General features: G+C 71.2%; 21 protein-coding genes, 1 tRNA gene and 1 pseudogene. 9 read left to right on the top strand and 14 right to left on the bottom strand.

Features of this window, described 5'->3' with window-relative positions; all coding sequences use genetic code 11:
- Positions 1 to 40: 40 nt before the first annotated feature.
- From ACFYZR_RS07545 to ACFYZR_RS07560, 4 genes are all read right to left on the bottom strand, one after another.
- On the bottom strand, positions 41 to 1,183 hold the full coding sequence (locus ACFYZR_RS07545; RefSeq protein WP_391906456.1) for a lipid-transfer protein: 1,143 nt from the start codon (positions 1,181 to 1,183) through the stop codon (positions 41 to 43).
- Positions 1,180 to 1,650, bottom strand: a complete 471-nt coding sequence (locus ACFYZR_RS07550) for a MaoC family dehydratase (protein WP_391906458.1) — start codon at positions 1,648 to 1,650, stop codon at positions 1,180 to 1,182. The genes ACFYZR_RS07545 and ACFYZR_RS07550 overlap by 4 nt, the downstream gene beginning before the upstream one ends.
- Complete coding sequence (locus ACFYZR_RS07555; RefSeq protein WP_391906461.1) at positions 1,647 to 2,645, bottom strand: bifunctional MaoC family dehydratase N-terminal/OB-fold nucleic acid binding domain-containing protein; 999 nt, start codon at positions 2,643 to 2,645, stop codon at positions 1,647 to 1,649. The genes ACFYZR_RS07550 and ACFYZR_RS07555 overlap by 4 nt, the downstream gene beginning before the upstream one ends.
- A 149-nt stretch (positions 2,646 to 2,794) precedes the next feature.
- Positions 2,795 to 3,121 (bottom strand): hypothetical protein, encoded by a 327-nt coding sequence (locus tag ACFYZR_RS07560; protein ID WP_391906464.1) that lies wholly within the window; start codon positions 3,119 to 3,121, stop codon positions 2,795 to 2,797.
- Between the two features lie 565 nt (positions 3,122 to 3,686).
- Between ACFYZR_RS07560 and ACFYZR_RS07565 the strand changes: the two genes are divergently transcribed.
- Complete coding sequence (locus tag ACFYZR_RS07565; RefSeq protein WP_391906467.1) at positions 3,687 to 4,358, top strand: GGDEF domain-containing protein; 672 nt, start codon at positions 3,687 to 3,689, stop codon at positions 4,356 to 4,358.
- Positions 4,359 to 4,388: 30 nt separating this feature from the next.
- Here the strand turns inward: ACFYZR_RS07565 and ACFYZR_RS07570 are convergent, their stop codons facing one another.
- A complete protein-coding gene (locus tag ACFYZR_RS07570) occupies positions 4,389 to 4,805 on the bottom strand; it encodes a peptidoglycan-binding protein (RefSeq protein WP_391906470.1) in 417 nt (138 codons plus the stop codon).
- A 398-nt stretch (positions 4,806 to 5,203) separates the two neighbouring features.
- On the opposite strand from ACFYZR_RS07570, the gene ACFYZR_RS07575 reads away from it, so the two are divergent.
- Positions 5,204 to 6,166: an SGNH/GDSL hydrolase family protein gene (locus ACFYZR_RS07575; protein WP_391906473.1), complete on the top strand. Its 963-nt coding sequence runs from the start codon at positions 5,204 to 5,206 to the stop codon at positions 6,164 to 6,166.
- Between the two features lie 57 nt (positions 6,167 to 6,223).
- Here the strand turns inward: ACFYZR_RS07575 and ACFYZR_RS07580 are convergent, their stop codons facing one another.
- Entirely contained in the window at positions 6,224 to 7,363 is a 1,140-nt protein-coding gene (locus ACFYZR_RS07580) for an alpha/beta hydrolase (RefSeq protein ID WP_391906475.1), read from the bottom strand.
- Between the two features lie 238 nt (positions 7,364 to 7,601).
- Positions 7,602 to 8,555, bottom strand: coding sequence for an LAETG motif-containing sortase-dependent surface protein (locus ACFYZR_RS07585; RefSeq protein ID WP_391906478.1), 954 nt, complete (start codon positions 8,553 to 8,555; stop codon positions 7,602 to 7,604).
- A gap of 334 nt (positions 8,556 to 8,889) precedes the next feature.
- Between ACFYZR_RS07585 and ACFYZR_RS07590 the strand changes: the two genes are divergently transcribed.
- Both ACFYZR_RS07590 and ACFYZR_RS07595 read left to right on the top strand, forming a co-directional pair.
- Positions 8,890 to 9,246 (top strand): hypothetical protein, encoded by a 357-nt coding sequence (locus ACFYZR_RS07590; RefSeq protein ID WP_391906481.1) that lies wholly within the window; start codon positions 8,890 to 8,892, stop codon positions 9,244 to 9,246.
- A 44-nt stretch (positions 9,247 to 9,290) separates the two neighbouring features.
- Positions 9,291 to 9,698: a hypothetical protein gene (locus ACFYZR_RS07595; RefSeq protein ID WP_391906484.1), complete on the top strand. Its 408-nt coding sequence runs from the start codon at positions 9,291 to 9,293 to the stop codon at positions 9,696 to 9,698.
- Positions 9,699 to 9,819: 121 nt separating this feature from the next.
- Here ACFYZR_RS07595 and ACFYZR_RS07600 read toward each other — a convergent pair whose 3' ends face one another.
- Positions 9,820 to 10,746 (bottom strand): hypothetical protein, encoded by a 927-nt coding sequence (locus ACFYZR_RS07600; RefSeq protein WP_391906487.1) that lies wholly within the window; start codon positions 10,744 to 10,746, stop codon positions 9,820 to 9,822.
- Positions 10,747 to 11,298: 552 nt separating this feature from the next.
- Here ACFYZR_RS07600 and ACFYZR_RS07605 point away from each other — a divergent pair.
- Complete coding sequence (locus ACFYZR_RS07605; protein WP_391906489.1) at positions 11,299 to 11,892, top strand: hypothetical protein; 594 nt, start codon at positions 11,299 to 11,301, stop codon at positions 11,890 to 11,892.
- A gap of 203 nt (positions 11,893 to 12,095) precedes the next feature.
- Here the strand turns inward: ACFYZR_RS07605 and ACFYZR_RS07610 are convergent.
- The 3 genes from ACFYZR_RS07610 to ACFYZR_RS07620 all read right to left on the bottom strand — a co-directional run bounded on the left by ACFYZR_RS07610 (position 12,096) and on the right by ACFYZR_RS07620 (position 14,606).
- Positions 12,096 to 12,185 (bottom strand) — tRNA-Ser (locus ACFYZR_RS07610).
- A 102-nt stretch (positions 12,186 to 12,287) separates the two neighbouring features.
- On the bottom strand, positions 12,288 to 13,799 hold the full coding sequence (locus ACFYZR_RS07615) for a serine hydrolase domain-containing protein (protein ID WP_391906492.1): 1,512 nt from the start codon (positions 13,797 to 13,799) through the stop codon (positions 12,288 to 12,290).
- A 63-nt stretch (positions 13,800 to 13,862) separates the two neighbouring features.
- On the bottom strand, positions 13,863 to 14,606 hold the full coding sequence (locus tag ACFYZR_RS07620) for a hypothetical protein (RefSeq protein ID WP_391906495.1): 744 nt from the start codon (positions 14,604 to 14,606) through the stop codon (positions 13,863 to 13,865).
- Positions 14,607 to 14,707: 101 nt separating this feature from the next.
- Here ACFYZR_RS07620 and ACFYZR_RS07625 point away from each other — a divergent pair, with 101 nt between their 5' ends.
- The gene (locus ACFYZR_RS07625) at positions 14,708 to 15,352 is read left to right on the top strand and encodes a TetR/AcrR family transcriptional regulator (protein ID WP_391906497.1); all 645 of its coding nucleotides are present in this window, start codon (positions 14,708 to 14,710) and stop codon (positions 15,350 to 15,352) included.
- A 161-nt stretch (positions 15,353 to 15,513) separates the two neighbouring features.
- Here ACFYZR_RS07625 and ACFYZR_RS07630 read toward each other — a convergent pair whose 3' ends face one another.
- Both ACFYZR_RS07630 and ACFYZR_RS07635 read right to left on the bottom strand, forming a co-directional pair.
- Positions 15,514 to 15,693 carry a hypothetical protein gene (locus ACFYZR_RS07630; RefSeq protein WP_391906500.1) on the bottom strand — a complete coding sequence of 60 codons (180 nt, stop codon included), beginning with the start codon at positions 15,691 to 15,693 and terminating at the stop codon, positions 15,514 to 15,516.
- 169 nt (positions 15,694 to 15,862) lie between these two features.
- Positions 15,863 to 17,425 carry a trypsin-like peptidase domain-containing protein gene (locus tag ACFYZR_RS07635; RefSeq protein ID WP_391907303.1) on the bottom strand — a complete coding sequence of 521 codons (1,563 nt, stop codon included), beginning with the start codon at positions 17,423 to 17,425 and terminating at the stop codon, positions 15,863 to 15,865.
- A 304-nt stretch (positions 17,426 to 17,729) separates the two neighbouring features.
- Between ACFYZR_RS07635 and ACFYZR_RS07640 the strand changes: the two genes are divergently transcribed.
- The 3 genes and pseudogenes from ACFYZR_RS07640 (at position 17,730) to ACFYZR_RS07650 (ending at position 20,628) form a co-directional block, all read left to right on the top strand.
- Entirely contained in the window at positions 17,730 to 18,575 is an 846-nt protein-coding gene (locus ACFYZR_RS07640; RefSeq protein WP_391906502.1) for a glycerophosphodiester phosphodiesterase, read from the top strand.
- Positions 18,576 to 18,728: 153 nt separating this feature from the next.
- Positions 18,729 to 19,343 (top strand): annotated as a pseudogene (locus tag ACFYZR_RS07645) (ATP-binding protein).
- 316 nt (positions 19,344 to 19,659) lie between these two features.
- The gene (locus ACFYZR_RS07650; RefSeq protein ID WP_391906505.1) at positions 19,660 to 20,628 is read left to right on the top strand and encodes a DUF5926 family protein; all 969 of its coding nucleotides are present in this window, start codon (positions 19,660 to 19,662) and stop codon (positions 20,626 to 20,628) included.
- Between the two features lie 702 nt (positions 20,629 to 21,330).
- On the opposite strand, the gene ACFYZR_RS07655 is transcribed toward ACFYZR_RS07650, so the two are convergent.
- Positions 21,331 to 22,077, bottom strand: a complete 747-nt coding sequence (locus ACFYZR_RS07655; RefSeq protein WP_391906508.1) for a hypothetical protein — start codon at positions 22,075 to 22,077, stop codon at positions 21,331 to 21,333.
- Positions 22,078 to 22,118: the final 41 nt, after the last annotated feature.

Genomic DNA, 22,118 nt, shown 5'->3' on the forward strand with positions numbered 1-22,118 from the left:
GGGCCCGGACGCGACGCCCCGGCGGTGACACGCCCTCGGTTCATCCGGATGCCGCAAGAATGAGCCCCGACGTGGGAACACCGCTTCCGGCGGTGACGAGCACCCGTCCGGCCCCCGGCACCTGGTTCACGGACGTGCCGCGCACCTGGCGCACGGCCTCGGCGATCCCGTTCACCCCGTGGAGATACGCCTCGCCCAACTGGCCCCCGTGGGTGTTGATCGGCAACGTTCCGGAGGCCACGAGCCCGCCCCCTTCGCCGGGCCCGCAGAAGCCGAACTCCTCCAGCTGCATGAGGACGTAGGGAGTGAAGTGGTCGTAGAGGACGGCCACGTCGATGTCCGCCGGGCGCAGCCCGCTGTCCCGCCACAGCCGGCGCGCCACGACGCCCGTCTCGGGCAGCCCGCCGAGATCGCCCTCGTAGAAGCCCGTCATCTGCTCCTGGCCGCGCGCCGCGCCCTGCGCGGCGGCGGCGATGACGACGGGCGGGCGGCGGAGCGCCCGGGCCCTCTCCAGGGAGGTCACGACGAGCGCCTGGCCGCCGTCGGTCTCCTGGCAGCAGTCCAGCAGCCGCAGCGGCTCGGCGATCCAGCGCGAGGCGGCGTGCTCGGCGAGCGTGAGGGGACGGCCGTGGAAGTACGCGGCGGGGTTGCGAGCCGCGTGACGCCGGTCGGTGACGGCGACATGGCCGAAAACCTCCGTCGTCAGACCGTACATATGGAGATAACGACGGGCGTGCATCGCCGCCCAGGAGGCGGGCGTGATCAGTCCGAAGGGCAGGCCCCAGCCCAGCGCCACGCCCTCGGCGGAGGGCTCCCGCTGCCGCACTCCGGCGCCGAAGCGCCGTCCGGAGCGCTCGTTGAAGGCCCGGTAGCAGACGACGACGTCGGCGACCCCCGCCGTCACCGCGAGGGCCGCCTGCTGGACGGTGGCGCAGGCCGCGCCGCCGCCGTAGTGGACCCGGGAGAAGAAGGCCAGCTCGCCGATGCCGGTGGCCCGGGCGACCGCGATCTCGGGGCTGGTGTCCATGGTGAAGGTGACCATGCCGTCGACGTCGCCGGGCGCGAGGCCCGCGTCCGCGAGGGCGGCCCGTACGGCCTCGGCGGCCAGGGCGAGTTCACTGCGGCCGGAGTCCTTGGTGAAGGGGGTGGCGCCGATGCCGGCGATCGCGGCGAGGGCGGTCATGCTCCGGCCTCCTCGGACGGTTCGGAAGTGATGTTCACAAGCGCCGTGCCGGTGACGTGACGGCCGAGGCTGTTGGTGCCCGTGATGGCGACTTCGACAACACATTCGCCTTCACTTGCTTCACTTGCGGATTCACTTAAGGGTTCACTTACGGACGTGATCGATCCGGTGAAGTGAAGGGTGTCGCCCGGGTAGTTGGGCACCCCGAGCCGGATGGACAGCTTCCGGAGCCGGGCGCCGGGGCCGAGCCGCTCGGTGAGGAAGCGGCTGACGAGGCCCTGGGTGGTGAGGATGTTCATGAAGACGTCCGGGGCGCCCTTGGCCCGGGCCGCCTCGGGGTCGTGGTGCACATCCGTGAAGTCCCTGGTGGCGAGGGCCCCGGCGATGATCAGGGTGCGGGTGACGGGGACGCTGAGGACGGGGAGTTCGTCGCCGGGTTTCAGCCCGTCCCGGTCGCCGGGCTTCACAGCCCCTCCTCGTACGCCCGGAAGACGGGCAGCTCCTGGCCCCCGGACGGACCCCCGGACGGACCCCTGGACGGACCACCGGACCGCCCCCCGTACCGGACGAACTCCAGCGTCACCGGCATCCCGATCCGGATCCGGCCCGGTTCGACGCCCACCACATTGCTGATCATCCGTACGCCTTCGACGAGTTCGATCAGCCCGACGGCGAACGGCGCGCCGAAGCCCGGCACGGGTGGGTGATGCATGACGACGTACGAGAAGACGACCCCCTCCCCCGCCGCCTCGACGGCTTCCCACAGCGGGGATCCGCACTCGCCACACCCCGGCAGCCAGGGAAAACGCTGTCTTCCACAGGCCGTGCAGCGCTGGATGAGCAGCCGGTGCCCGGCGACGCCCTCCCAGAACCCGGCGTTGTCGCGATTGATCACGGGGCGGGGACGCTCGGCGGGCGAAAGGGCGGGGGCGGGGGCGGCGGCAGCCCCGGCCCGGGCCGGCGCGTACCGCAAGACGCGGAAGCGGTGGATTCCCACGAGCTCGCCGTTGGCGCGGATCTCGGTGCGGGTGGTGATGAAGTGACCGGTGCCGAGTGCTGTGGTCTTTCGGGGGGAGACCGACTCGATCACCGCGTCGAAGGTGATCTCGTCGCCGGTCCGTAGCGGCCGTAGGTACTCCTGCTCGCAGTCGGTCGCGACGACGGCGGTGCAGCCGGCGCGGTCGAGCAGGGCGACGAGCTCCTCGTACGCCGTGGCGCGTCCGACGGTGCCGGAGAGCCCGCCCATGATCCAGACCTGGAGCATGGCGGGCGGCGCCACGTCCTGCCGCTGTGGCTCGGCACCCGATTCGGCACCCGGCCCGGCACCCGGCTCCTGGACCCCCATGGCCTCGCACCAGTGTCTGATCATCGCGGCATCGACGGGGTCCCTGCCCCGCCCTCCCAGGACGGCGGGGCGCCCCTCGTACGCCGTGAGCTGCGCGGACAGGTCGGCCACGGTCATAGTTTCTGACTGTCCGTCAGATGAAGGGCGCTGTCAAGGCATACGGAAAAGCCGCGCGGCGGCACCGGAGTGCCGCCGCGCGGTGTCGTACAGACCCAGTCCGTTTCTCTCGCCACATCACCCGTGTCACCCGGGTGGGAGGCGGGCGCTCAGTGGCGCCACAGCTCCGTGAAGGTGATCCTCACGTTCTCCTGCTGGATGAAGTTGTGGCCGTGCTGTCCGGGACTGAGGATGCTCGCGGTGTTGGTCTGATTCGTGGCTCCGGTTCCGGTGGCCTGCGACAGGGTCGTGGTGCTGTTGCCGTGGTTACTTCCGCCGACGCCGCTGCCCACGATGCCGGCGGCGGCGACGTTGGAGCCCCTGTTGGCGAGCTGGCCACCGTCGTCGGCCGTGGCCACGCCGGCGAAGAGGAGGGCCGCCATCGGCAGGGCCGTGAGAGCGGCGAAGATGCGGGCGGCAGTGCGGGTGCTTGCCATTTCGATTCCTCCTGAAGGAACAGAACTACTCGATGTTGCCGGGAGGTTGGCCGACCGCCTCGGCGCTTGTTCGACGTCGCACCGCCAGAATTGCCCACCGAATCTCCACCGAACCCCCAGTCTGTCCGCATTCCCTCGCAAGCATGACGAGTCCGACTTAAACCCACATCATTGCGAAAAGCGTCGCATCCACGCCATCTCGATCCCCTTAAGTCCCATGCGCCCCATGTGGTGAACCGTTTCGTCAAGTCACTGTGAATCTCCCCCGAATTGCCCATAAGTCGACACAGTGACAGGCGTCTTCACCGGGTGAAGCCCTCCGGCTCCGGCCGGTACAACTCGTGAACTCCCTTACGGCTCACCGCACTCATCAAGCACGCACCACACACAGGACGCACGGGATGCACAAGACGCATATGGCACAGGAAGCGCATGAGTCGCATGAGTCGTCGCGTGAGTCGCGCGAAGTGCGTGAAGCGCGCTAAGCGCAGAGCTCACGAATCCTCAACAGCCGCAGCAGAAACGCAAGTCGCGCACGTCAACCCGTCTCACAGGAAGGTGCACGATGAACCTCATACTCCAGGCCCTGCCCGTCGCCGCCCCGACCGTCGGGTGGGCCGCCCACGCGCTCTTCCTCTCCCGCCGGCTCCACAGCGCCCGTACGGACCGGCTCACCGGACTGATGCGCCGCGAGGAGTTCACCGCCCGCGCCGGCCGGGCCTTCCGGCATCCGCACACGGCCGTGCTGCTGCTCGACCTCAACGGCTTCAAGCAGATCAACGACACCCACGGGCACGAGGCGGGGGATCAGGTCATCGCGGCCGTCGGACGGCGGCTCGCCGTCTGGTGCCGGGAGCGCGGCGGCTTCGCCGCGCGGCTGGGCGGCGACGAGTTCACCGCGCTGGTGCGGCTCGCGCCGGAGGCCGACGCGGACGCGGAGATGACCTGTCTCTCCGCCCGGCTCTCGGCCCCGCTCGACACGGGCCGGGTGACGCTGGCGCCACGGGCCTCCATCGGGCTGTGCCGCCCCGCCCACCGGCCCGGCGGCGGCCTGTCGGACCTGCTGCGCGCCGCCGACGAGGCCATGTACGCGGCGAAGCGGTGCGGCGACCACTGGCGGCCCGCCGGAGCCGCCCCTGTCGTCCACCGCACCGCTTCCGCCCACCGTCCGGGCCGCCCCCAGCGGTCCGGTACCCACCTGACGCTGCTCACGCCGGTGCGGCGGAAGGCGTCATGACGGCCGCCCCAACGGCCGTGCCCCCCGCTGTCAGTCGAGACGGGTGGAGACGTACATGCCGCCGAGGCGCGAGTCGCTCGGGATCAGGCCGGCGCAGTAGCCGCTCTGGCCCCCGTAGTACTGGTCGCCGTAGCGCAGCAGGTAGTTGCCGGTCGTCGGCCCGACGATCCCGTCGGCGTCCGCGCCCACCCAGTTCTGGTACCAGACGACCTGGTCCTTGGTCCGCGGGCCCCACTTGCCGTCCTCGGCGACCTGCGCCCGGCCGACCTTGGCGGCGATGCTGTTGACCTGGTGCTGCACACACCAGACGGCGGATCCGCTGGTGGTGTACCCGGAACCGACGTAGCGAGCGCCCTCGGCCGCGTTGGCCGTACCGGCGAGCCCGCCGGCGACCAGCGCGGCCGTACCCGCCACGAGGCCGGCTTTCGCCGCGTACTTCTTGAACACGTGCTCTCCCCGTTGAAAGTTGATCTCTGAACGGAGATTAGGCACTGATCTGCCCACGCCAGAAGCCGCCGACCACCGTCGGACGCCCCTGATGCGCGACCGCGACGGCCCGGTGATCTCTGTGACGGAAGCGGAACGTCCGTCACGCCCGTCCGTGAAGGCCGTCCGTGAAGGCCGTCCGTGAAGGCCGTCCGTGAAGGCCGTCCGTGAAGGCCGTCCGTGAAGGCCGTCCGTCAAGCCCGCCGGTCCGGACGCCGGAGCTCCGGTATCCGGTCAGAGGTGTCCGGCATACCGGCCGGTCCATTGACGCCCCCGCGTGCCACCCCCGAGGCTGGCGCAGCCCCCCAGTCGTACACACCAGCCGTACACACAGGCCCGTACGCCCGTAGGAGGCTCCCATGGCCCACAGCACCCGCAGTTCCCGCAGTACCCGCAGTACCCGCAGTACCCGCAGCAGACTCCGCCTGGCGCTGACCGCGCTGGGCGCCGCGGCGGCGGTCGCGGCAGGCACCGCCGCGACGCCCGCCACGGCGGCGGAACCGCGTCCGCGCGTCCCGCGCTACGTCGCCCTCGGCGACTCCTTCACTTCCGGCCCGTCCATCCCCCGCCAGGTGAACCTCCGGTGCGGCCGCTCCGACGCCAACTACCCCTCGATCGTCCGCGAGGAGCTGGGCATATCGGACCGCACGAGCTTCACGGACGCCAGCTGCGGCGGCGCCACGACCGACCACATGTGGAACCGGCAGGGCGCCACCGGCAACGCGCCCCAACTGGACGCCGTCAGCCCGGACACCTCGCTGGTGACCATCGGCATCGGCGGCAACGACATCGGCTTCGGCGACATCATCGGCCGCTGCATCCACCCGCTGGGGCCCGTGGACAGCATCCCGCGCGACAACCCCTGCCAGCGCTACTTCACGCAGAACGGCACCGACGAGCTCGACAAGCGCATCAACGAGACGGCACCCAAGGTCGCGGCCGTCCTCAAGGCCGTCCACGAACGCGCGCCGCACGCGCGCGTGGCCGTCGTCGGCTACCCGGCGCTGCTCGGCGACGACATCGAGGGCTGCCGGAAATCGGTGCGCATCGCCGACGGCGACATCCCGTACCTGCGCGGCACGCTGCGCCGGCTCAACGCCATGCTCCGCCGGCAGGCCACCGAACGGGGCGACCTCTACGTCAACACCAACACCACGACGGCCGACCACGACGCGTGCCAGCCGTTCGAGGAGCGGTACGTCGAGGGCCTCTACCCCCGTGCGAGCCGGCCCGCGGCGGCCTTCCACCCGAACGCGAACGGCGAGCGGGCGATGGCGGAGGCGATCGTCGACACGATCATCTTCGGCCCGGGCGCGCGCTGACGCGACCGTCGTGGGGGTACGCGCGGAGGCACGTACCCCCAGGTACGTCTCAGGCCCTCAGGAGGAGGGCGTCGGCCCCTCGATCTGCTCGCTGATCCACTGGAGCGGGCCGTCACCGAGGTTGGGGGCGTACGTGGCCCCGTCGTGCCGGCCGCCCTCGATCACCTTGAGGTTGGTGTGGACGGGGCCCTTGCCGTAGGTCTCGATGAACTTCCGGACGTCGGGGAGCGTGTGCTTGTTGCTCTCCCGCGTGCCGACCTGGAAGGAGAGGTAGACGTCCGGCCCCTTGGTGTCGATCAGCTGTTTGGCCAGCACCTCGGGGTTGTTCTCGGCCTTCTCCTTCTCGTGGCCGTTCCACAGCGGCGAGTCGGGCACGACGTCCGGTCCGTTGGCTATGACGGCCTTGAACTTGTCCGGGTGCTTCAGCACGGCCTTCAGACCGGCGAATCCACCGGTCGAGGAGCCCATGAACGCCCAGCCGTCCCGCGACTTGAGCGTACGGAAGTTGGCGCGCATCAGGTCCGGGACGTCCTCGGTCAGCCAGGTGCCCATCTTCGGCTGCCCCGGGATGTCACTGCCGTCCCAGTAGATGCCCTTGTCGTCCGGGCCCGGGTTCAGCACCGGCATGGCCAGCAGGAAGGGCTTGACCTTGCCCTCCTTGTACCACTTGGCCATGTTCTCCTGGAAGTTGAAGCCCGCCCACCAGTAGTTGGTGCCATAGCCCGGGCCGCCGGGCAGGGCGATCATCACGGGGAAGCCGCTCTTCGCGTACTTCGGGTCGTCCGTGTACTCCTTGGGCGCCCAGACCCACACCTTGCCCTTGAAGCCGGACTTCTTGCCCTCCAGGGTCACGAGGCTGACGTGGGTGCCGTCGTCCAGGGTCCGCGCGTTCTTGAAGTCGGCGGCCGGGCCGGTCGGCATCAGCACCTTGGAGTCCACCGGCGCGGCGGGAGCTCCCCCGCCCTTCCCCTTGCCCGGCCCCTTCTCCGGCTGCTCGATCTTGCCGTAGCTGACGGGGTCGCCCTTGTCCGTGAAGGGGGGTATCTCGTAGTGGACCATCACGGGCCAGGCGATCAGTCCGAGGACGACCAGGCAGGCCACCACGACGGCCCACCGCCTGCCCCGCGAGGCGCGGCGCCGCGGCGGCGGTGGCACGGGGCCCGGGGGCGCGTGGATACCGGAAGGCGAATGCGTCATGGCGTCGCTCCACTGGGTCGGCTGCCCGACGAGCAGCACAGGGCACATGGCGAATGGATGTGCCCTGTGGGATGCGGCCGGGGACCCGGGCGTTCCAGCCATGAGCCGTGACTTTTTGCACAGCCATTACCCAGGCATTACTCGGCAACCACACAGATACGCGGGAGTGCGCGACAGGAGCACCCCTTGGCCGGGGGCGCCCCCGTCGCGTACTCCCGCGTACTCAGCCGTACGAACGTCAGCGCTGGGCGGCACCGCGCCGACGCGCGGCGATCACCAGGCCCGCACCCGCGCCGAGGGCGACGACGGTGCCGCCGACGATCCACGGGGTGGCGGAACCGGCGCCGGTGAAGGCGAGCTCGGAGCCACCGCTCTTGGCGGACGCCCCGGAGCCCTGGGCCGACGCGGACGGCTTGGCACCGGCCTCGGCGCCGCCGCCCTGCTTCGCCGCCTGGTCGACGGAGGGAGCGGGCTTGGCGGCCTTGTCGTCCTTGGCGGCCTTGTCGTCCTTGCCGCCCTCGTGGCCGGTGCCGGACGTGTCCTTGCCGTCCTTGCCCTTGCCCTCGTCCTTGCCCTTGGCGGCGGCCTCGTCCTTCTTCCGGGCCTCGAACTGGCCGACCTCGAGGAAGTGCTTGACGGCCTCATCGGAGTTGTCCCGCAGCGCCTCGTAGGCCGCCTTGTTGACGGCGGGGCCACCGGCGCCGCCGATCCGGGTGACCATGATCCGGTCGTCCGTCCGGCGGGCGGCGGGCAGCTCGTCGAAGAAGTGCTTGACGGCCTCGGCGGTGCCTGCCCGCAGGGCGTCCTTGCCCAGCTCCTTCACGGTGGGCCCGCCGGAGTTGATGAACTGGGAGATCCGCACCTCGTCGTCGGTCAGCCGCTCCTGGTACTGCCCGACCTCGAGGAACCGCACCCGGTCCTCGGGCGTACCGTCGAGCGCCTTCCCCGCGGCCTCGCGGACGCCGGGACCCGAGTTCTTGTCGCCCAGAATCCTGGCGATGGCGACCTGGTTCTCCTCGTCCGCGGCGGCGGCCCCCTTCGATCCCCCGCCCGGCTTCGCGTCACCGGCCTTGTCCGCCACCGACACGGCGGCGGGCTGCCCACCACCGGCGGCCACCGCCGGGGAGGAGAGCAGCACGGCCGGGGCGATCGCCACGGCCGCGACGAGAGCCGACGCACGAACCAGCTTCATGTACGCACCTACTTGCCATAAGGAACAGATAAAAAAGACTCCTGTCACACTACATCCGATGATCACAGCAGACTCACCGATTTACCGGGGTTCGCTAGAGGCGCCGAAGGTGCTGGAAGCCCACCGAGTTCACGGTCGAGGACCGTGATCTCCGAGCCGGCGCGCCGCGCATACTGGGGCGATGCCCACGCCCTCCCCCGCCCGCTTCCGGGACCCCGGACATTGGAAGCACCACTTCGCCGTCTCCGGCTGGATACTCGTGCGCTGTCCCAAGTGCGAGCGGCAGGCAGGGGTGGTCACGGCCGTCCGCGACGCCCGGGACGATTCACCGGGTATGGACGCCCCGCGGCGGCTCGTGTGCCGTCACTGCGGACTGTCGCGGCAACGGAAGAAGAGCGATCCGATCGCGTTCTTCTGGGGCGGCGCCCAGGACATGCTCGACCCCTACTTCCACGAGCCCCTCTGGCTCCAGAAGAACACGCGGCACGGCCACCTGTGGGCGTACAACCCCGAACACCTCGACCTGTTGCGGCAGTACGTCCAGGCGACTCTGCGCGAACACGACCCCTGGTACGAGCCCTGGCGCAAGATGGGGCTCTTCGGCCGCCTCCCCGCGTGGATCAAGCAGGCGAAGAACCGCGACGAGGTGCTGCGCGGGCTGGACCGCATACGGGCCTCGCTCGCGGCCTGAAGCACAGGGCCCGCAATGCGGTCCGCTCCATTCCCATCCCACCGGTGTTCGTGCGGATGGTGCGCGAGCACATCGCGGTCCATGGCACCGCTCCGGACGGCCGGCTCTTCTGGGCGGTCGGCGGCGGGCGTGTCCGGTCGACTGAGTACTGCGATCTGTGGGGTCAGGCTCGCGAGATGGTGCTCAGCCCTGAAGACTTCGAGACTCCGCTCGCCGAGGTCGCGTACTCGCTACGCCAGGCTGCCATCTCCCAGTGGATCAAGGCAGGCATGGACCCCGTGGAGGCCGCCCGCCGCGCCGGGCACAGCTTCGCCGTGCTGTCACGCTCCTACGCGAAGATCCTGCGCGGCGCCCAGCGCACCGCTAACGCCCTCGTCGACCGCGCCCTGGCCGAGTCAGCGGAACGCCCTGGTCCCAGCGCCGACCGCACCCCCGCCACGGGCCCGCACTGAGCACTGCAACAAAATCCGGCGGCCAGGGCAGGGAGCGGAAGCGGCCGAGCCGAGATGTCCATGAGCTTCGACAGCACCGGGCCCTCCTTGGGCACCGGTGCTGCCCGTGCACCGCGGTGCGTCAGAGCCCCAGGGCCGGTGAGAGGTCGGTGCGACGGTCGGTGAGGGCTTGCTGGGCTGACCAGGTGTATCCGGTGTACTGCGACCACCAGATGAGGTTGTCTCCAGTACCGCGCCAGGCCATGAGGAGTTGCCCGTTCGTACCGCGCGCGAGGGCAGGTGCCGCGTCGGTACGACGGTCGGTCAACGCCTGCTGCGGAGACCACGAACTGCCGTTGAAGAAGGACCACCAGATCACAGTGTCCGGGCCAGTTCCCTTCCAGGCCATGACAGGGGTGCCGTCCGCACCGGTTCCCAGCGCCGGAGCGAGATCGGTACGACGATCCATGAGCGCCTGCTGCGGAGACCAGCTGTACCCGGTGTACTGCGACCACCAGATGTGGTTGTCACCGGTACCGCGCCAGGCCATGAGAAGCCGTCCGTCGGTGCCACGTGTCAGTGCGGGAGCCGCGTCGGTATGGCGGTCGGTGAGCGGCTGCTGCGGAGACCATGAAGTGCCGTCGAAGTAGGACCACCAGATCACAGTGTCCGGGCCGGTGCCCTTCCAGGCCATGACAGGGGTGCCGTCCGCACCGGTTCCCAGCGCCGGAGCGAGGTCCGTACGACGATCCGTAAGCGCCTGCTGCGGAGACCAAGACGTGCCATCGAACTGCGACCACCAGATGTGGTTGTCCCCGGTACCGCGCCAGGCCATGAGGAGTTGCCCGTTCGTACCGCGCGCAAGGGCGGGTGCCGCGTCGGTACGACGGTCGGTCAACGCCTGCTGCGGAGACCACGAACTGCCGTCGAACTGCGACCACCAGATGAGGTTGTCCGGACCGGTCCCACGCCAGGCCATCACGGTCCTGTCGGCGGATCGAAGGGCAGGGGCGCCGCTCGCCGCATGGGACGCCTGTGGCTGGATCACCGGAGCCACCAGGCCGGCCAACAACAAGACGACTACGGATAGGAGGCGGCCCGCGCGACCGCGGTCCGGCGACGTGGGTCTTCGAGGTAAGTGGAACATCCGTTCTCCCAAGGATGCGTGTATGCGATCACTCTGGAGCGATGACGGCTTCACCATGTACCAGAAGCAGGGGAGGCGGTAATCCCCATTTCCGGGGATTGACACCGTGGTAAGGAGCGAAAGGCGTGGGATCCCGCCGGGCTCGGGGGAGGGCGCCCCTGGCGGGTCGGAGACACAGGCCCGGCGCCTCCCCGTCTCGGCCCTGGCCCGCACGCCCTCATCGACCACGCACTCGCCGAGAACGCGTACTGCCCACCGGTGTCGACGCGCGTCCCGGTCCAGGCTGAGGGCTGCTGTGTGGTGACAGGGTGGTTCCAGTTGCTGTGACGTGCCAGTGACACGGAACAGGCAAGTCCGCCAAACGTGATCAATAGATTCATTCCTGCAGCCCGCCGGACCTCGCGGCCCCACACGAGAGAGGAGGCGGCTTGCCTGCCCGTCTCTTCGACTCTTCGTGACAAGGAACCACCGTCAATGTCCATGCTGAAGTTCCGCCGCCGTACCGCCGCCCGTGCCGCTGCCACCGCCGTGCTGGCGGGGGCGCTTCTCGCGCCGGCCGCGAGTGCCCTCGCCGCCGGGTCCGACTCCGCCCCCGGGGCGACGACCGCCCAGACGGCCTGGGCGGCTTCCAAGCGCGCCGCGGCATCCGAGGTGCGGGCGGAAAAGCTGGTGGACGGCAGCATCGCGGTGATCACCAAGCTGGGCCCCCAGCACTACCGCCTGGAGAACCTCGCCAACGGTTATGTCACCGGCCGACTCGAGGCCGACAAGCAGGACGCCGGCGGCAACTTCAACGGGATGTTCGTCGTGCTCGACTTCGGTGGCCGCGTCGCCTCCTGGACCGGCAACCAGCACCGCGGCCCCGGCTCCTTCGCCCTGCCCGACGGCAGCACCGCTGAGGTGACCAAGGTGGGCGACCACCACTACACCCTGAACGTGGTCTACGACGGCTACGTGACGGCCCGGCTCGACGCGGACAACCGCAACGCCGCCGTCAACGCCAACAGCATGTTCATCGTCCTCACCCCCGGTGGCACCTTCAGCTCCTTCATCCCGACGAAGGCCTGATGCCGTCGCCCGGCAGCATGACACCCGGGGGCGTTGGCGCAGACCCGCACAGTCCGGGCGCCGCCCGCCCCGGTCCTGGCCCGCCCCTGGCCCGCACGCCCTGGTCAACGTCGGGATCGTGCGAGCCGGACTGAGACAGTCCCAACGAGAAGGGACGCCCGGAATCGTCCGAGCGCCCCTTCTGAGCTGCGTCAACGCAGTGCTGGCGGAGACTGTGGGATTTGAACCCACGGTGACATCGCTGCCACGACGGTTTTCAAGACCGTTCCCTTAGGCCGCTCGGGCAAGTCTCCCCGTGTCGGTACGACCCGCACCGGCACGGGGGACAGCCTACCGGGTGGTGGCTCACGGTTGAGAGGGACGGCCGCGGGCCGGCCACGGGCCGGCCCCGTCGGTCAGCCGGACTTGGCTGTGGCCCGGACGCCGAAGTGGACGTAGCGGCTGCCGTCCTGCAGGGCGTAGAAGACGACGGGTATCCAGGCGTCCTTGTCGTTGCGGCGGCCGGCGAAGACCGTCTTGGACGGGGTGTCCGAGACCGGGGTGAGGTGCCAGACGAGCGGTTCGAAGGTGCCCGCGAGTCCGTCGGCTCCCTCGTAGCGCAGTTGGAGCACGCCTTCGCCGGTCGTGCCGGCGGTGATGGTCATGAGGAAGCCCTCACGCTTGTACGTGCCGGTGAACGGGTCGGTGTCGACGGCCGGGTGGTTCTCGGCGGGTTCGAACCGGGGCATGCTCACTCCGGCGAACTCGGCGGTCAGCTCGCGGCAGAGAGTGTCGTAGACCTTGGGGGCGGCGCCTCCGCCGTTGGTGAGCAGGGCTATGGCGAGGCCCTTCTCCGGGATGGCGCGCAGGTAGGCGAGCTGGCCGAAGGTGCTGCCGTCGTGGCCGAAGCCGCGTACGCCGTCCCAGTCGAACAGGCCCCAGCCCAGGCCCCAGTGGGCGCCGAGGAACCACTGGTCGGGCATCTCCACCTCGGGAGCGAGCATGGCCTCCACGGCCGCCGCCGAGAGCACCCGGGTGCCGTCCGGCGCCTTGCCTCCATCGATGAAGAGCCGGGCGAAGCGGACCACGTCGGCGGCGGTGGCGCTGATGCCGCCGTACGGTCCCGCCGAGCGGGGCAGCATGTTCCACAGCGGGGTGGGGACCGGGTCCTCTCCCGGGTCGCCCATGTGTCCCATCGCGGCACGGAAGCGCAGCACTTCCTCGGGCAGCGTCATCGTCCGCTCGAGTCCGAGCGGGTCGCAGATCAGCTCCTTGAGCGCCTCGTCCCAGGTGCGGCCGGTGATCACCTCGACGATGCGGCCGAGGACGTTGTAGGCGGTGCCGGAGTACGACATGGTGGCGCCGGGCGGGTTGGTGAGGCCGACGTTCCTGGCGGCTTCGACGTAGCGGGCCAGGCAGTCGTCGCCGCGGCCCGTGTCGTTGACGTAGTCGCCCTCGATCCCGCTGGTGTGGTTGAGCAGCTGGCGCGGGGTGACGGTCCGGGTGGCCTCGGCGTCGGCGACGGCGAAGCCGGGGAGGACGTCCACGACCGGCGCGTCCAGGTCGAGCTTGCCGGCGTCGGCGAGGCACATCACCATCGCGGCCGTGTAGCCCTTGCTGACCGAGCCGATCTGGAACACCGAGTCCGTGGTCGTCTCGACGCCGGTCCGGGTGTGCAGGATGCCGCTCGCCATCTCGTGGATCTCGCCGTCGGCGAGGACGGCCAGCACCGCGCCGGGGATGCGGTGCTCGGTGATCAGCGCGTCGAGCCGGGCCTGCCAGTGGTCCTGGTCGAACGCCCCCGGGGCGGCGGTCCTGCCCAGCGCCCGGTCCACGGCCTGGGCCGCTTCCCGGTTGGCGCGGTCCACGAGCTTGGCGACTTCCTCGTCCACGCGCTTCGAGAACTCTCCGTACGCATGCTTCGACATGACAATCCTCTGCGGTGGTTGGTGGCGGTGCGAGCAGTACGAGCGGTACGAATGCCGGCTTCTCTAACCGGCCTGCCGGGGCCGCCGGCCGACGAGGGCCGTCAGCGAGGCCACGGTCATCCGCGGGGGACGCCGGAGGTCCCGGTCGGGACGGATGACCGGGCGGGCCAGGACACGGACCAGCGCGCCGAGGACGAAGCCGTACGCCGCCACCAGTCCGTGCCCGTTGGACTGGGCGAACCACAGGGCCAGGCCGGCGACGGGCACGGCGAGCGCGAGCAGCCGCTCCTTCGGGGCGCCGTCACGAGCGCCGGCGCGCAGCAGGAGGGCGGCGGCCAGGGTCGCGGCGAGGAAGTAGGTGGCGCCCGAGCTCCCGGCGAAGTTCCGGGGATCGGCGGTGGCCCGGTCGGACTGCCCGAAGAGGGCGTCGATGTGCTGCGGCAGCAGGATGCCCGCGGCGAACAGGCCCGCCATCAAGGGGGCGCCCCAGAACCACTCCGCGAGCGCGGCGACGACCACGAGGGTGGCGATGTTCCACGCCGCCCCGAAGAAGCCGCCGTTCTGCATGAAGACCGAGGTGACCACGCGCCACCAGCCCGATTTGCTCGGATCGTCGTCGAAGGCGTCCATCGCCCCCGACCAGCAGAGCTGGGTCACCACCGCGCCGATCGCGATCACGGCCAGCCCGGCCGAGGCCCAGGGCACGCGGCGCCGGCTCACGGTCTCCGGCCCGATCAGGGCCATACCGGCCTTGAACATCAGCACCATCAGCCCCGCCGTGGTCACGTTGAACACGATCGCGCCCATCGCCGCCTCCATCCCCCTGTTTGACCTGCGATGACAGTGACCATAGCGGCAGCGGCGGACGAATTCAAACAATGTTTGAAAACTGTGGATAGACTGCCCCCATGAAGCTGACCGCGGACCGGATCATCGACGCGGGCATGATCGTGTTCGCCGAATCGGGCTATCACGGACTGTCCATGCGAAAAGTGGCGGAGCGACTCGGCGCGCACGCCGGGAGCCTCTACTACCACGTACCCAGCAAGAGCGCCCTGCTCCAGCTGATGGCGGACCGGCTGGCCCGCCAGGCCTACGAGGCCGGCACGGCCGCGCTGACCGCCCTCCCCGAACAGGCCGACTGGAAGGTCCAGTTGGAGGCCCAGGCTGTCGCACTGCGCCACAGCGTCCGGCAACACCCGGGTGGCGCCGCCCTGTTCGCCGACAGCCCGAAGGTCCTCAGCACCGGAGCGCTGTCGTTGATGGAACGGCTGTTGCAGACCCTCGTGGAAGCCGGAGTGCCCGAGGGGCAGCGCGGCGTCGCCGCCGACGCGCTGCTCAGCCACATCACGGGATTCGTGCTCCAGGAGCAGGGCGATCCGCCCGCCGTGCCCGTCACGCCCCAGGCCGTCGCCGAAATCCACGAACGCTTCCCGATGACGGTGGCCGCGGCGTCGACCTCGGCCCACGACCTGGACGAGAAATTCGTACAGAGCGTGCGGCTGCTCTGCGACGGCATCGAAGCGCGGATCCGGCCGTCCGGCCACTCCTGATCCGGGCTACTCCTACCCCGGGCCGCTCCCGCCCCAGGACGCCCCTGCCCCAGGCCGGGGTGGCACGGCGACGTTCCTGCTTCCGATGCTGGGCCGGTGCGCCGACTGGCGCACCGGCCCAGCCCCCCCAACGGCGAGTCGCTCCTAACGGCGAGTCACCTCTAGGGGAACAGCATGATCCCGAAGACCAGCACCACGAGGAAGGCGATGAGGACGACGGTGCCAATCCGCATCGGGTGATGCGCCAGCGCCGCGTTTCCCGGCCTGCCACCGCGCGGCCGGTCCTCCGGCAGCCGTGGATTCTCCGGCCTGTCGTGTGTATAGAAATCGCCACTGGCCATGAGCACACCTCCTGGTGGAGGTCGGCGAGCCCTCCCCGGGACAGGGGAGAGCTCTGGATGAGTGCTACATGGCCATTATGCGACTTTTGTCCGGAAAGCGAGATGTAGCAGGCCGGCGGGCGTCAACCCGCCCAGGCCCACCCCACCTCGGTCCGGCTCCGGTCCGCCCTCAGCCCACCTTGTCGCCGCGGCGCTCGCCCAGCGTGATCTCCGTCGTCGCCTGCTTGCCGTCGCGGACGTAGGTGACGGTGACCTTGTCGCCCGGCTTGTGGGTCCAGATCTCGCTGATGAGCGTGGGACCGCTGTCGATCGTGGTGTCGTCCAGCTTGGTGATCACATCGCCCGGCTTGAGGCCGGCCTTGTCGGCCGGGCCGCCCGGGGTGACGGACGAGCTGCCGCCGTCGCTGCCCGAGGCGATCCGGGCACCACTGACGTTGTCCTTCATGTTGACCGTCGCCGAGATGACCGGGTAGATCGGCGTGTGGTCCTTCATCAGCTGCTGGGCGACGTTCTTCGCCTGGTTGATCGGGATGGCGAAGCCCAGGCCGATGCTGCCCGACTGGCCCTGGCCGCCGCCGAATCCACCGCCGCCGTTGCCCGCGGACTGGATGGCGGAGTTGATGCCGATGACCGCGCCCTGGGCGTTGAGCAGCGGGCCGCCGGAGTTGCCCGGGTTGATCGAGGCGTCCGTCTGGAGGGCGCTCATGTACGAGGCCTGGCCGCCGCTGCCGCCGTCGCTGGAGGCGACCGGGCGCTTCTTGGCGCTGACGATGCCGGTCGTGACCGTGCCGGACAGCCCGAAGGGCGCGCCGATGGCGACCGTCGCGTCGCCCACCGCCGCCTTGTCGGAGTCACCGAGCGGAAGCGGGTTGAGCTTGGCGCCGGAAGGGTTCTTCAGCTTGATGACGGCGACGTCGTAGCCCTGGGCCCGGCCCAGCACCTCCGCGTCGTAGCTCTTGCCGTCGGAGAACGTCACCGAGAGCTTGCCGCTGTCGGCGGCCGAGGCGACCACGTGGTTGTTGGTGAGGATGTGGCCCTGGGTGTCGTAGACGAAGCCCGTGCCCGTACCGCCCTCGCCGTTGCTGCTCTGCGCCTCGATGGTCACGACGCTGGGCAGCGCCTTGCTCGCGATGTCCGCGACCGAGCCCGGCGTACGGCTCTCGAGCTTCGGGTCGCCGGAGGAGGAGACGGTGGTGGAGCTGTCGTCGCTCCCCTTCGCCGCCCAGAAGCCGATGCCGCCGCCGATGCCGCCCGCGACGAGGGCCGCGGCGAGCACGGCCGCCACCAGACCGCCCGGCCGGCCGCGCCGCGGCGGCGGGGTCGGGGCGCCCCAGGGCGCGGCCGCCGTGCCGTACGGCGGTGGCGCCGCCGCGCCGCCGTACCACTGGCCGGCACCGGGGGTGCCGGGCATGGGGACGCCGGTGGCGTTGTACGCGGGCTGCGGCGGACCGGCCGGGAACTGCGCGGTCTGGGCCTCGGGCGCGGGCGGGGGCGTCTGCCCGTACCCGGTGGCGGCATCCACCGGGGCGGGGTCGGCGGGAGCAACGAACCCGGCGGGTTCGGCAGCGGGCGCGGCGGGCTCAGCGGGAGCGGCGGAGCCGGAGGAGGCCTGCGCCTCCTTCTCCAACGCGACAGGAGCGGCGGGAGAGGCAGGAGAAGCGGGAGCCGTAGGCGCGCCAGAGGCGACCGGAGGCAGCTGCGCCGTCCGCTCGTCGGCCATCGCACCGGCCATCGCCCCGGCCGCCGCGTCGGCCGGGACACCGGCCTGGGCCGACGCCTCGGCCGGCGGTGACACCAGAGACTCCGGCCGCGGCTCCGCCGCGGACGGAACGGAGGCGCCCTCGTTCTCGGTGCTCACTGTTGTCTCCTCTGTCGAAACTCTTCATGCCCGGTCACGATCACCAGGGTCCGAGTCCAGCCTTTCCCATGGCACGTCAGGCCACCGTAAGCGGAGCCTGTGACCTCTGCCGCCGGTCCTTACTACCGACAAATCGTCCCCCATGCGCGATTGTGCCAGCCGGTGGCACCATAACGCGGTGACCCAAGAGCGCCACCTCCTCGACGTCGTCGCCCACCGCGGAGCCTCCGAGGACGCTCCGGAACACACCCTGGCCGCCTACCGCAAGGCGATCGAGGACGGCGCCGACGCCCTGGAGTGCGATGTGCGGCTGACCGCCGACGGGCATCTCGTCTGCGTCCACGACCGCCGGGTCAACCGGACGTCCAACGGGCGGGGGGCCGTGTCCACCCTGGAGCTGGCCGACCTCGCGGCCCTGGACTTCGGCTCGTGGAAGGCCGGGGCGGGCGAGCCCGAGGCGCCGGACCGCGACACCGACCCCGATCCGGCGCGGGTGAGCGGCCTCGCCGCCGACCGCGAGAGCACCTCCGTGCTCACCCTGGAGCGGCTGCTGGAACTGGTCGCCGACTCCGGGCGCCGGGTCGAGCTGGCCATCGAGACCAAGCACCCCACCCGCTGGGCGGGCCAGGTGGAGGAGCGGCTGCTGGCCCTGCTGGAGCGCTTCGGCCTGGACCGGCCGTCGCCGGACGAGCCCTCGCCCGTACGGGTGATGAGCTTCTCGGCCCGGTCCCTGCACCGGGTGCGGGCGGCGGCGCCCGCGCTGCCCACCGTCTATCTGATGCAGTTCCTCAACCCCCGCTACCGCGACGGCCGGCTGCCCCAGGGCGTACGGATCGCCGGGCCCAGCATCCGCATCCTCCGCAACAACCCGGACTACGTGGCGCGGCTGCACCGCGCGGGCAACGCCGTGCACGTCTGGACGGTGAACGAACCGGAGGACGTCGAGCTGTGCGTCCGCCTCGGCGTGGACGCGATCATCACCAACCGGCCCAAGGCCGTCCTGGCCCAGCTCGGCCGGAAGTAGCCGGAAACAGCCGGACAGCCGGAGGTGGCCGGAGGTGGCCGGGAGCAGTCGCCGGCCGGACCGGAACTTGATCGGCCGTTCGGCTGATCCGGAGGCTCCGGCGCCATTACAAGGAGTGCACCGGCGCGTTCGGTACGTATTCGGCCGTCGTGAGTGCCCCACCGGGCGGAGGTTGGCCGGTTTCCGGTCCAGTCCATTGGGGCATCCATCCCCTGACGTGGGGCAAAGGAGGTCTCGGGGGTGGCGTTGGTGGTGGCACAGGAGGTGCCCACGTCGTCGATCATGGCCGTACCCCATGGTCCAGCCGGTGTGGGCGAGGCGAGACACCGGATGCGCAAGGAATTGCGTGCCGGCGGGGTACCGGATTCGGTCATCGACGACGCGGTACTGATCCTTTCCGAGCTGCTCAGCAACGCGTACCGCCACGGGCGCCCGCTGAGCCGTGAGAACGGCGACCGGGGCCCGGACGACCCCGGCCTCGTCCGGGCCGCCTGGCGGGTGGACGGGCACGGCAGGCTCACGGTCGAGGTGACCGACGGCGGCGGGCCGACCCGCCCCTTTCCGGCCACTCCCTCGGTCACCGCGCGCGGCGGCCGCGGACTGAACATCATCAACGCGCTCTCCCAGGACTGGGGCGTCCGTGACGCCACCGGCGAGGTGACGGTCTGGGCGGCGCTCTCCGCGCGCGCCGGTTTCGCTACGCGCGTCGATCCCGGCACGAGCGTCCTGGGCTTCCCCGGTCTCGCCGACTTCGACGACCTGACCTAGCCGACCCCACCGTGCGCTTGGCGTGTCGACGCGCGTAGATGTGCGTTAGGTGCGCGTTGGACGTGCGCAGACACGTACGGACACGTGCGGACGCGTGTGTTCGGCAGGGGCCGGCAGCAGCGCCACCCTCGCGTACGCGCCCGCCCGCGCGACCTCTCCCGCGCGCCCGGCCGTGCCGTCACAGCCGGGCGCTAGGCTCGCGCCCGCAGGTAAACGGCCTGCCTCGGAAATCGAGAAATCGACCGGCCCCGGGCCCGCGCCGCACATACCCGCGGGAGGGACGGGCCGGACGCACCGATCGGGAGACACCCACACCATGGCCAAGAAGCGCCGCCCCCAGACCAAGGCCGCCCAGCCGCACGCCGGTGACGTGGTGGTCCCCGTCGTCGGCGCCCGCGAGCCCTGCCCCTGCGGCTCGGGCCGCCGCTACAAGGCCTGCCACGGCCGTGCCGCCACGCACGCCGCCGTCGAGCTGGTGCAGCGGCCCTTCGAGGGGCTGCCCGGCGAGGCCGACTGGGTCGCCCTGCGCGAGCTGGTGCCCGCCGCGACGGTGGAGCTGAAGCTGAAGGACGGGCTGCCGGAGGGCGTGCCGTCGGTGACCCTGGTGACGGTGCTCCCGATGGCCTGGCCCGCCCTGCGCCGCGACAACGGCGCCGTGCTGCTGGGGCTTCAGAACGACACCGCGACCGGCGACCTCAGCCGCGACCTGGCCGACACCCTGCTGCGCGCCCTGAAGGCCGAGCCCGGCACCCCGGTCGCCGCCGAGCGGACCGGCGCCGAGGGACCGCGCCTCCAGGACCTGCTGGACCCGGCCGCCCCCTTCGAGCCCGTCGTCCACACGGGCTTCGAGTTCTGGGTGGAGGACGCGGAGAACGCCACCGGTGAGGTCGCCGCCTCGCTGGAGCGGGCCAACGCCGCCGCGATCCCGACCGTCCGGCTCTCCGGCGTCGGCTCCGCCTACTGGTGCGAGACGCCGGAGAAGAACCACCTGCGCTGGGCGATGACCGAGCCGGAGGAGCGGCTGCTGGACGCCCTCGCCCGCCTCCACGCGGCCGGCACGAGCTCCCTCGGCGAGGGCACCCGCCTCGTCGGCTCGTTCCGCGCCCACGGGCTGACCGTGCCGGTGTGGGACCTGCCGACCACGATGCGCGCGGAGGACGTGCAGAAGCCCGCGGAGGCCTTCGCGGAGCGGCTGGCGGCGGCGCTGGCCGACGAGACTCCGCTGACGGCCGACGAGCGCCGCGCCCGCGGTGGCCTCACGAGCCGTCAGGTCACCCTGAACTGAGGCCGACTGAGGCCGACCGAGGCCGGCTGAAGGTCGGCTGAGGCACCGGCCGGGTGACGATCACATCGAACTCCCGTGATCGTCATCCGGACGGGCCCCGGCACCCACCCGGAATCGGCCGCACCGTCGAACAGGACCGGATGGGGCACTTCCGGCGCCCCGGAACGGTAAACGACCGGTCAAGCCGCGTGACTCCTGTCACAACTCCCGCTGTCAGACCGGAAATCGGCGTCCGGAAATCCACGATCGAATTTGCGAACCGCGGATCTCTTGTTACCGTTCTAGGAGCCCGGTCGCTGGTGCATCCCCCGTCGCCAGCGACCGGGCGTTTCCATGCCCGGACATCGATCGGACGTCGATCGGACGTCGATCGGATCCCGATCGGGCAGCGACCGGCGCCCTCCGGCGCCTCTCCGCCCCGGCCCCGGACCCGCTCCCGGCGCTCCGCCGACAGCCACGCGGCACTCCCCGCCCGGCCCGGCCCCTGTCAGACCCTTGTCCGGCCCTTGTCCGGCCCCTGAACAGCCGCCTCCGGCCCCGGCCGCCCACCCCGTACGTTCATTGGGCGCGGCAGCGCGCGTACGGGCTCACAGCCGGCCCAGGGGGCGCCACGGCGACCCGGAGCAAGCCCCGGGGCGCCCACGGAGCCTCAAGGCGAACGTCCCGTACGCGTCCCGTACGCGCCCCGCGCGCGAGCCCGCGCTAACCCTCCTCGGGCGCCGAGGAGTTGCTCCCGGAGCGGAGGAGAAGCTTCCCCTCCGTCGAAGCGATCTCCGAGACCGCCGCATACGAGCCATGTCCGCGCACGGTCCGTTCGTGCGGGGTCTCGCACATGTCCGGATCATCGGTTGCGGCGAGGTCGCAGTTCACCTGCACGGTGCGGCCGTCGGGGGCCATCAGGGTCAGCACGCCGACCAGGGGCGCGCCCGTCGCGTTGCGGTAGTACGTACGGGCCCAGGTGTCCCGGTCCCGCTCCAGGACGCAGGTCTGGGCCTCCACGCCCTCCGGCGAACCGAGTTCGGGACCGCACCGGGTGGCGCCCGCGAGGCCGGTGCCCAGGGCCGGAGCCAGCGGGTCCGCGGGGTCGCCGGCATCGGCGGCGCCCTGCCCGAGGGTGCCGCGCGCGGGTACCGCCGCACCGAATCCGGCCGGGCGCGGACCGCCCGCCGCGCCCCGGGCCCCGGCCCGGGCGGCGTCACCGCCGGCGCGTTCCCGGCCGGCACCCTTTCCGGAATCCGCCCCGGAACCGGCCCCGCCAGCCGCCCCGGAGTCCGCCCCGGAATCCGGCTTCGCCCGGGCCCTCTCCCGGCCCGCCACCCCCGCCGGGCCCGCCGCGGCGACGGCCAGCGGCAGCACCACCGCCAGCACCACCGCGCTCGCGAGCGCGATCATCCGGAAATTCGCCGCGCGCTGCCCGGCCGTGCCGGGAACACTGGACGCACGCACCATGGGACCACCTGCAACTCTCCACGGGCGCTCGAGCGCGCGAC

It is taken from the genome of Streptomyces sp. NPDC001678 (assembly GCF_042892945.1).
Taxonomy (GTDB): domain Bacteria; phylum Actinomycetota; class Actinomycetes; order Streptomycetales; family Streptomycetaceae; genus Streptomyces.

Coding starts and splice junctions, on each gene's coding strand:
- ACFYZR_RS07630 (WP_391906500.1), bottom strand. CDS start 15,693: ATGGCCAGTGGCGATTTCTATACACACGACAGGCCGGAGAATCCACGG.
- ACFYZR_RS07590 (WP_391906481.1), top strand. CDS start 8,890: ATGGACGCCCCGCGGCGGCTCGTGTGCCGTCACTGCGGACTGTCGCGG.
- ACFYZR_RS07585 (WP_391906478.1), bottom strand. CDS start 8,555: ATGAAGCTGGTTCGTGCGTCGGCTCTCGTCGCGGCCGTGGCGATCGCC.
- ACFYZR_RS07545 (WP_391906456.1), bottom strand. CDS start 1,183: ATGACCGCCCTCGCCGCGATCGCCGGCATCGGCGCCACCCCCTTCACC.
- ACFYZR_RS07620 (WP_391906495.1), bottom strand. CDS start 14,606: ATGGGCGCGATCGTGTTCAACGTGACCACGGCGGGGCTGATGGTGCTG.
- ACFYZR_RS07565 (WP_391906467.1), top strand. CDS start 3,687: ATGAACCTCATACTCCAGGCCCTGCCCGTCGCCGCCCCGACCGTCGGG.
- ACFYZR_RS07625 (WP_391906497.1), top strand. CDS start 14,708: ATGAAGCTGACCGCGGACCGGATCATCGACGCGGGCATGATCGTGTTC.
- ACFYZR_RS07615 (WP_391906492.1), bottom strand. CDS start 13,799: ATGTCGAAGCATGCGTACGGAGAGTTCTCGAAGCGCGTGGACGAGGAA.
- ACFYZR_RS07555 (WP_391906461.1), bottom strand. CDS start 2,645: ATGACCGTGGCCGACCTGTCCGCGCAGCTCACGGCGTACGAGGGGCGC.
- ACFYZR_RS07655 (WP_391906508.1), bottom strand. CDS start 22,077: ATGGTGCGTGCGTCCAGTGTTCCCGGCACGGCCGGGCAGCGCGCGGCG.
- ACFYZR_RS07575 (WP_391906473.1), top strand. CDS start 5,204: ATGGCCCACAGCACCCGCAGTTCCCGCAGTACCCGCAGTACCCGCAGT.
- ACFYZR_RS07605 (WP_391906489.1), top strand. CDS start 11,299: ATGTCCATGCTGAAGTTCCGCCGCCGTACCGCCGCCCGTGCCGCTGCC.
- ACFYZR_RS07580 (WP_391906475.1), bottom strand. CDS start 7,363: ATGACGCATTCGCCTTCCGGTATCCACGCGCCCCCGGGCCCCGTGCCA.
- ACFYZR_RS07650 (WP_391906505.1), top strand. CDS start 19,660: ATGGCCAAGAAGCGCCGCCCCCAGACCAAGGCCGCCCAGCCGCACGCC.
- ACFYZR_RS07635 (WP_391907303.1), bottom strand. CDS start 17,425: ATGGCCGGTGCGATGGCCGACGAGCGGACGGCGCAGCTGCCTCCGGTC.
- ACFYZR_RS07560 (WP_391906464.1), bottom strand. CDS start 3,121: ATGGCAAGCACCCGCACTGCCGCCCGCATCTTCGCCGCTCTCACGGCC.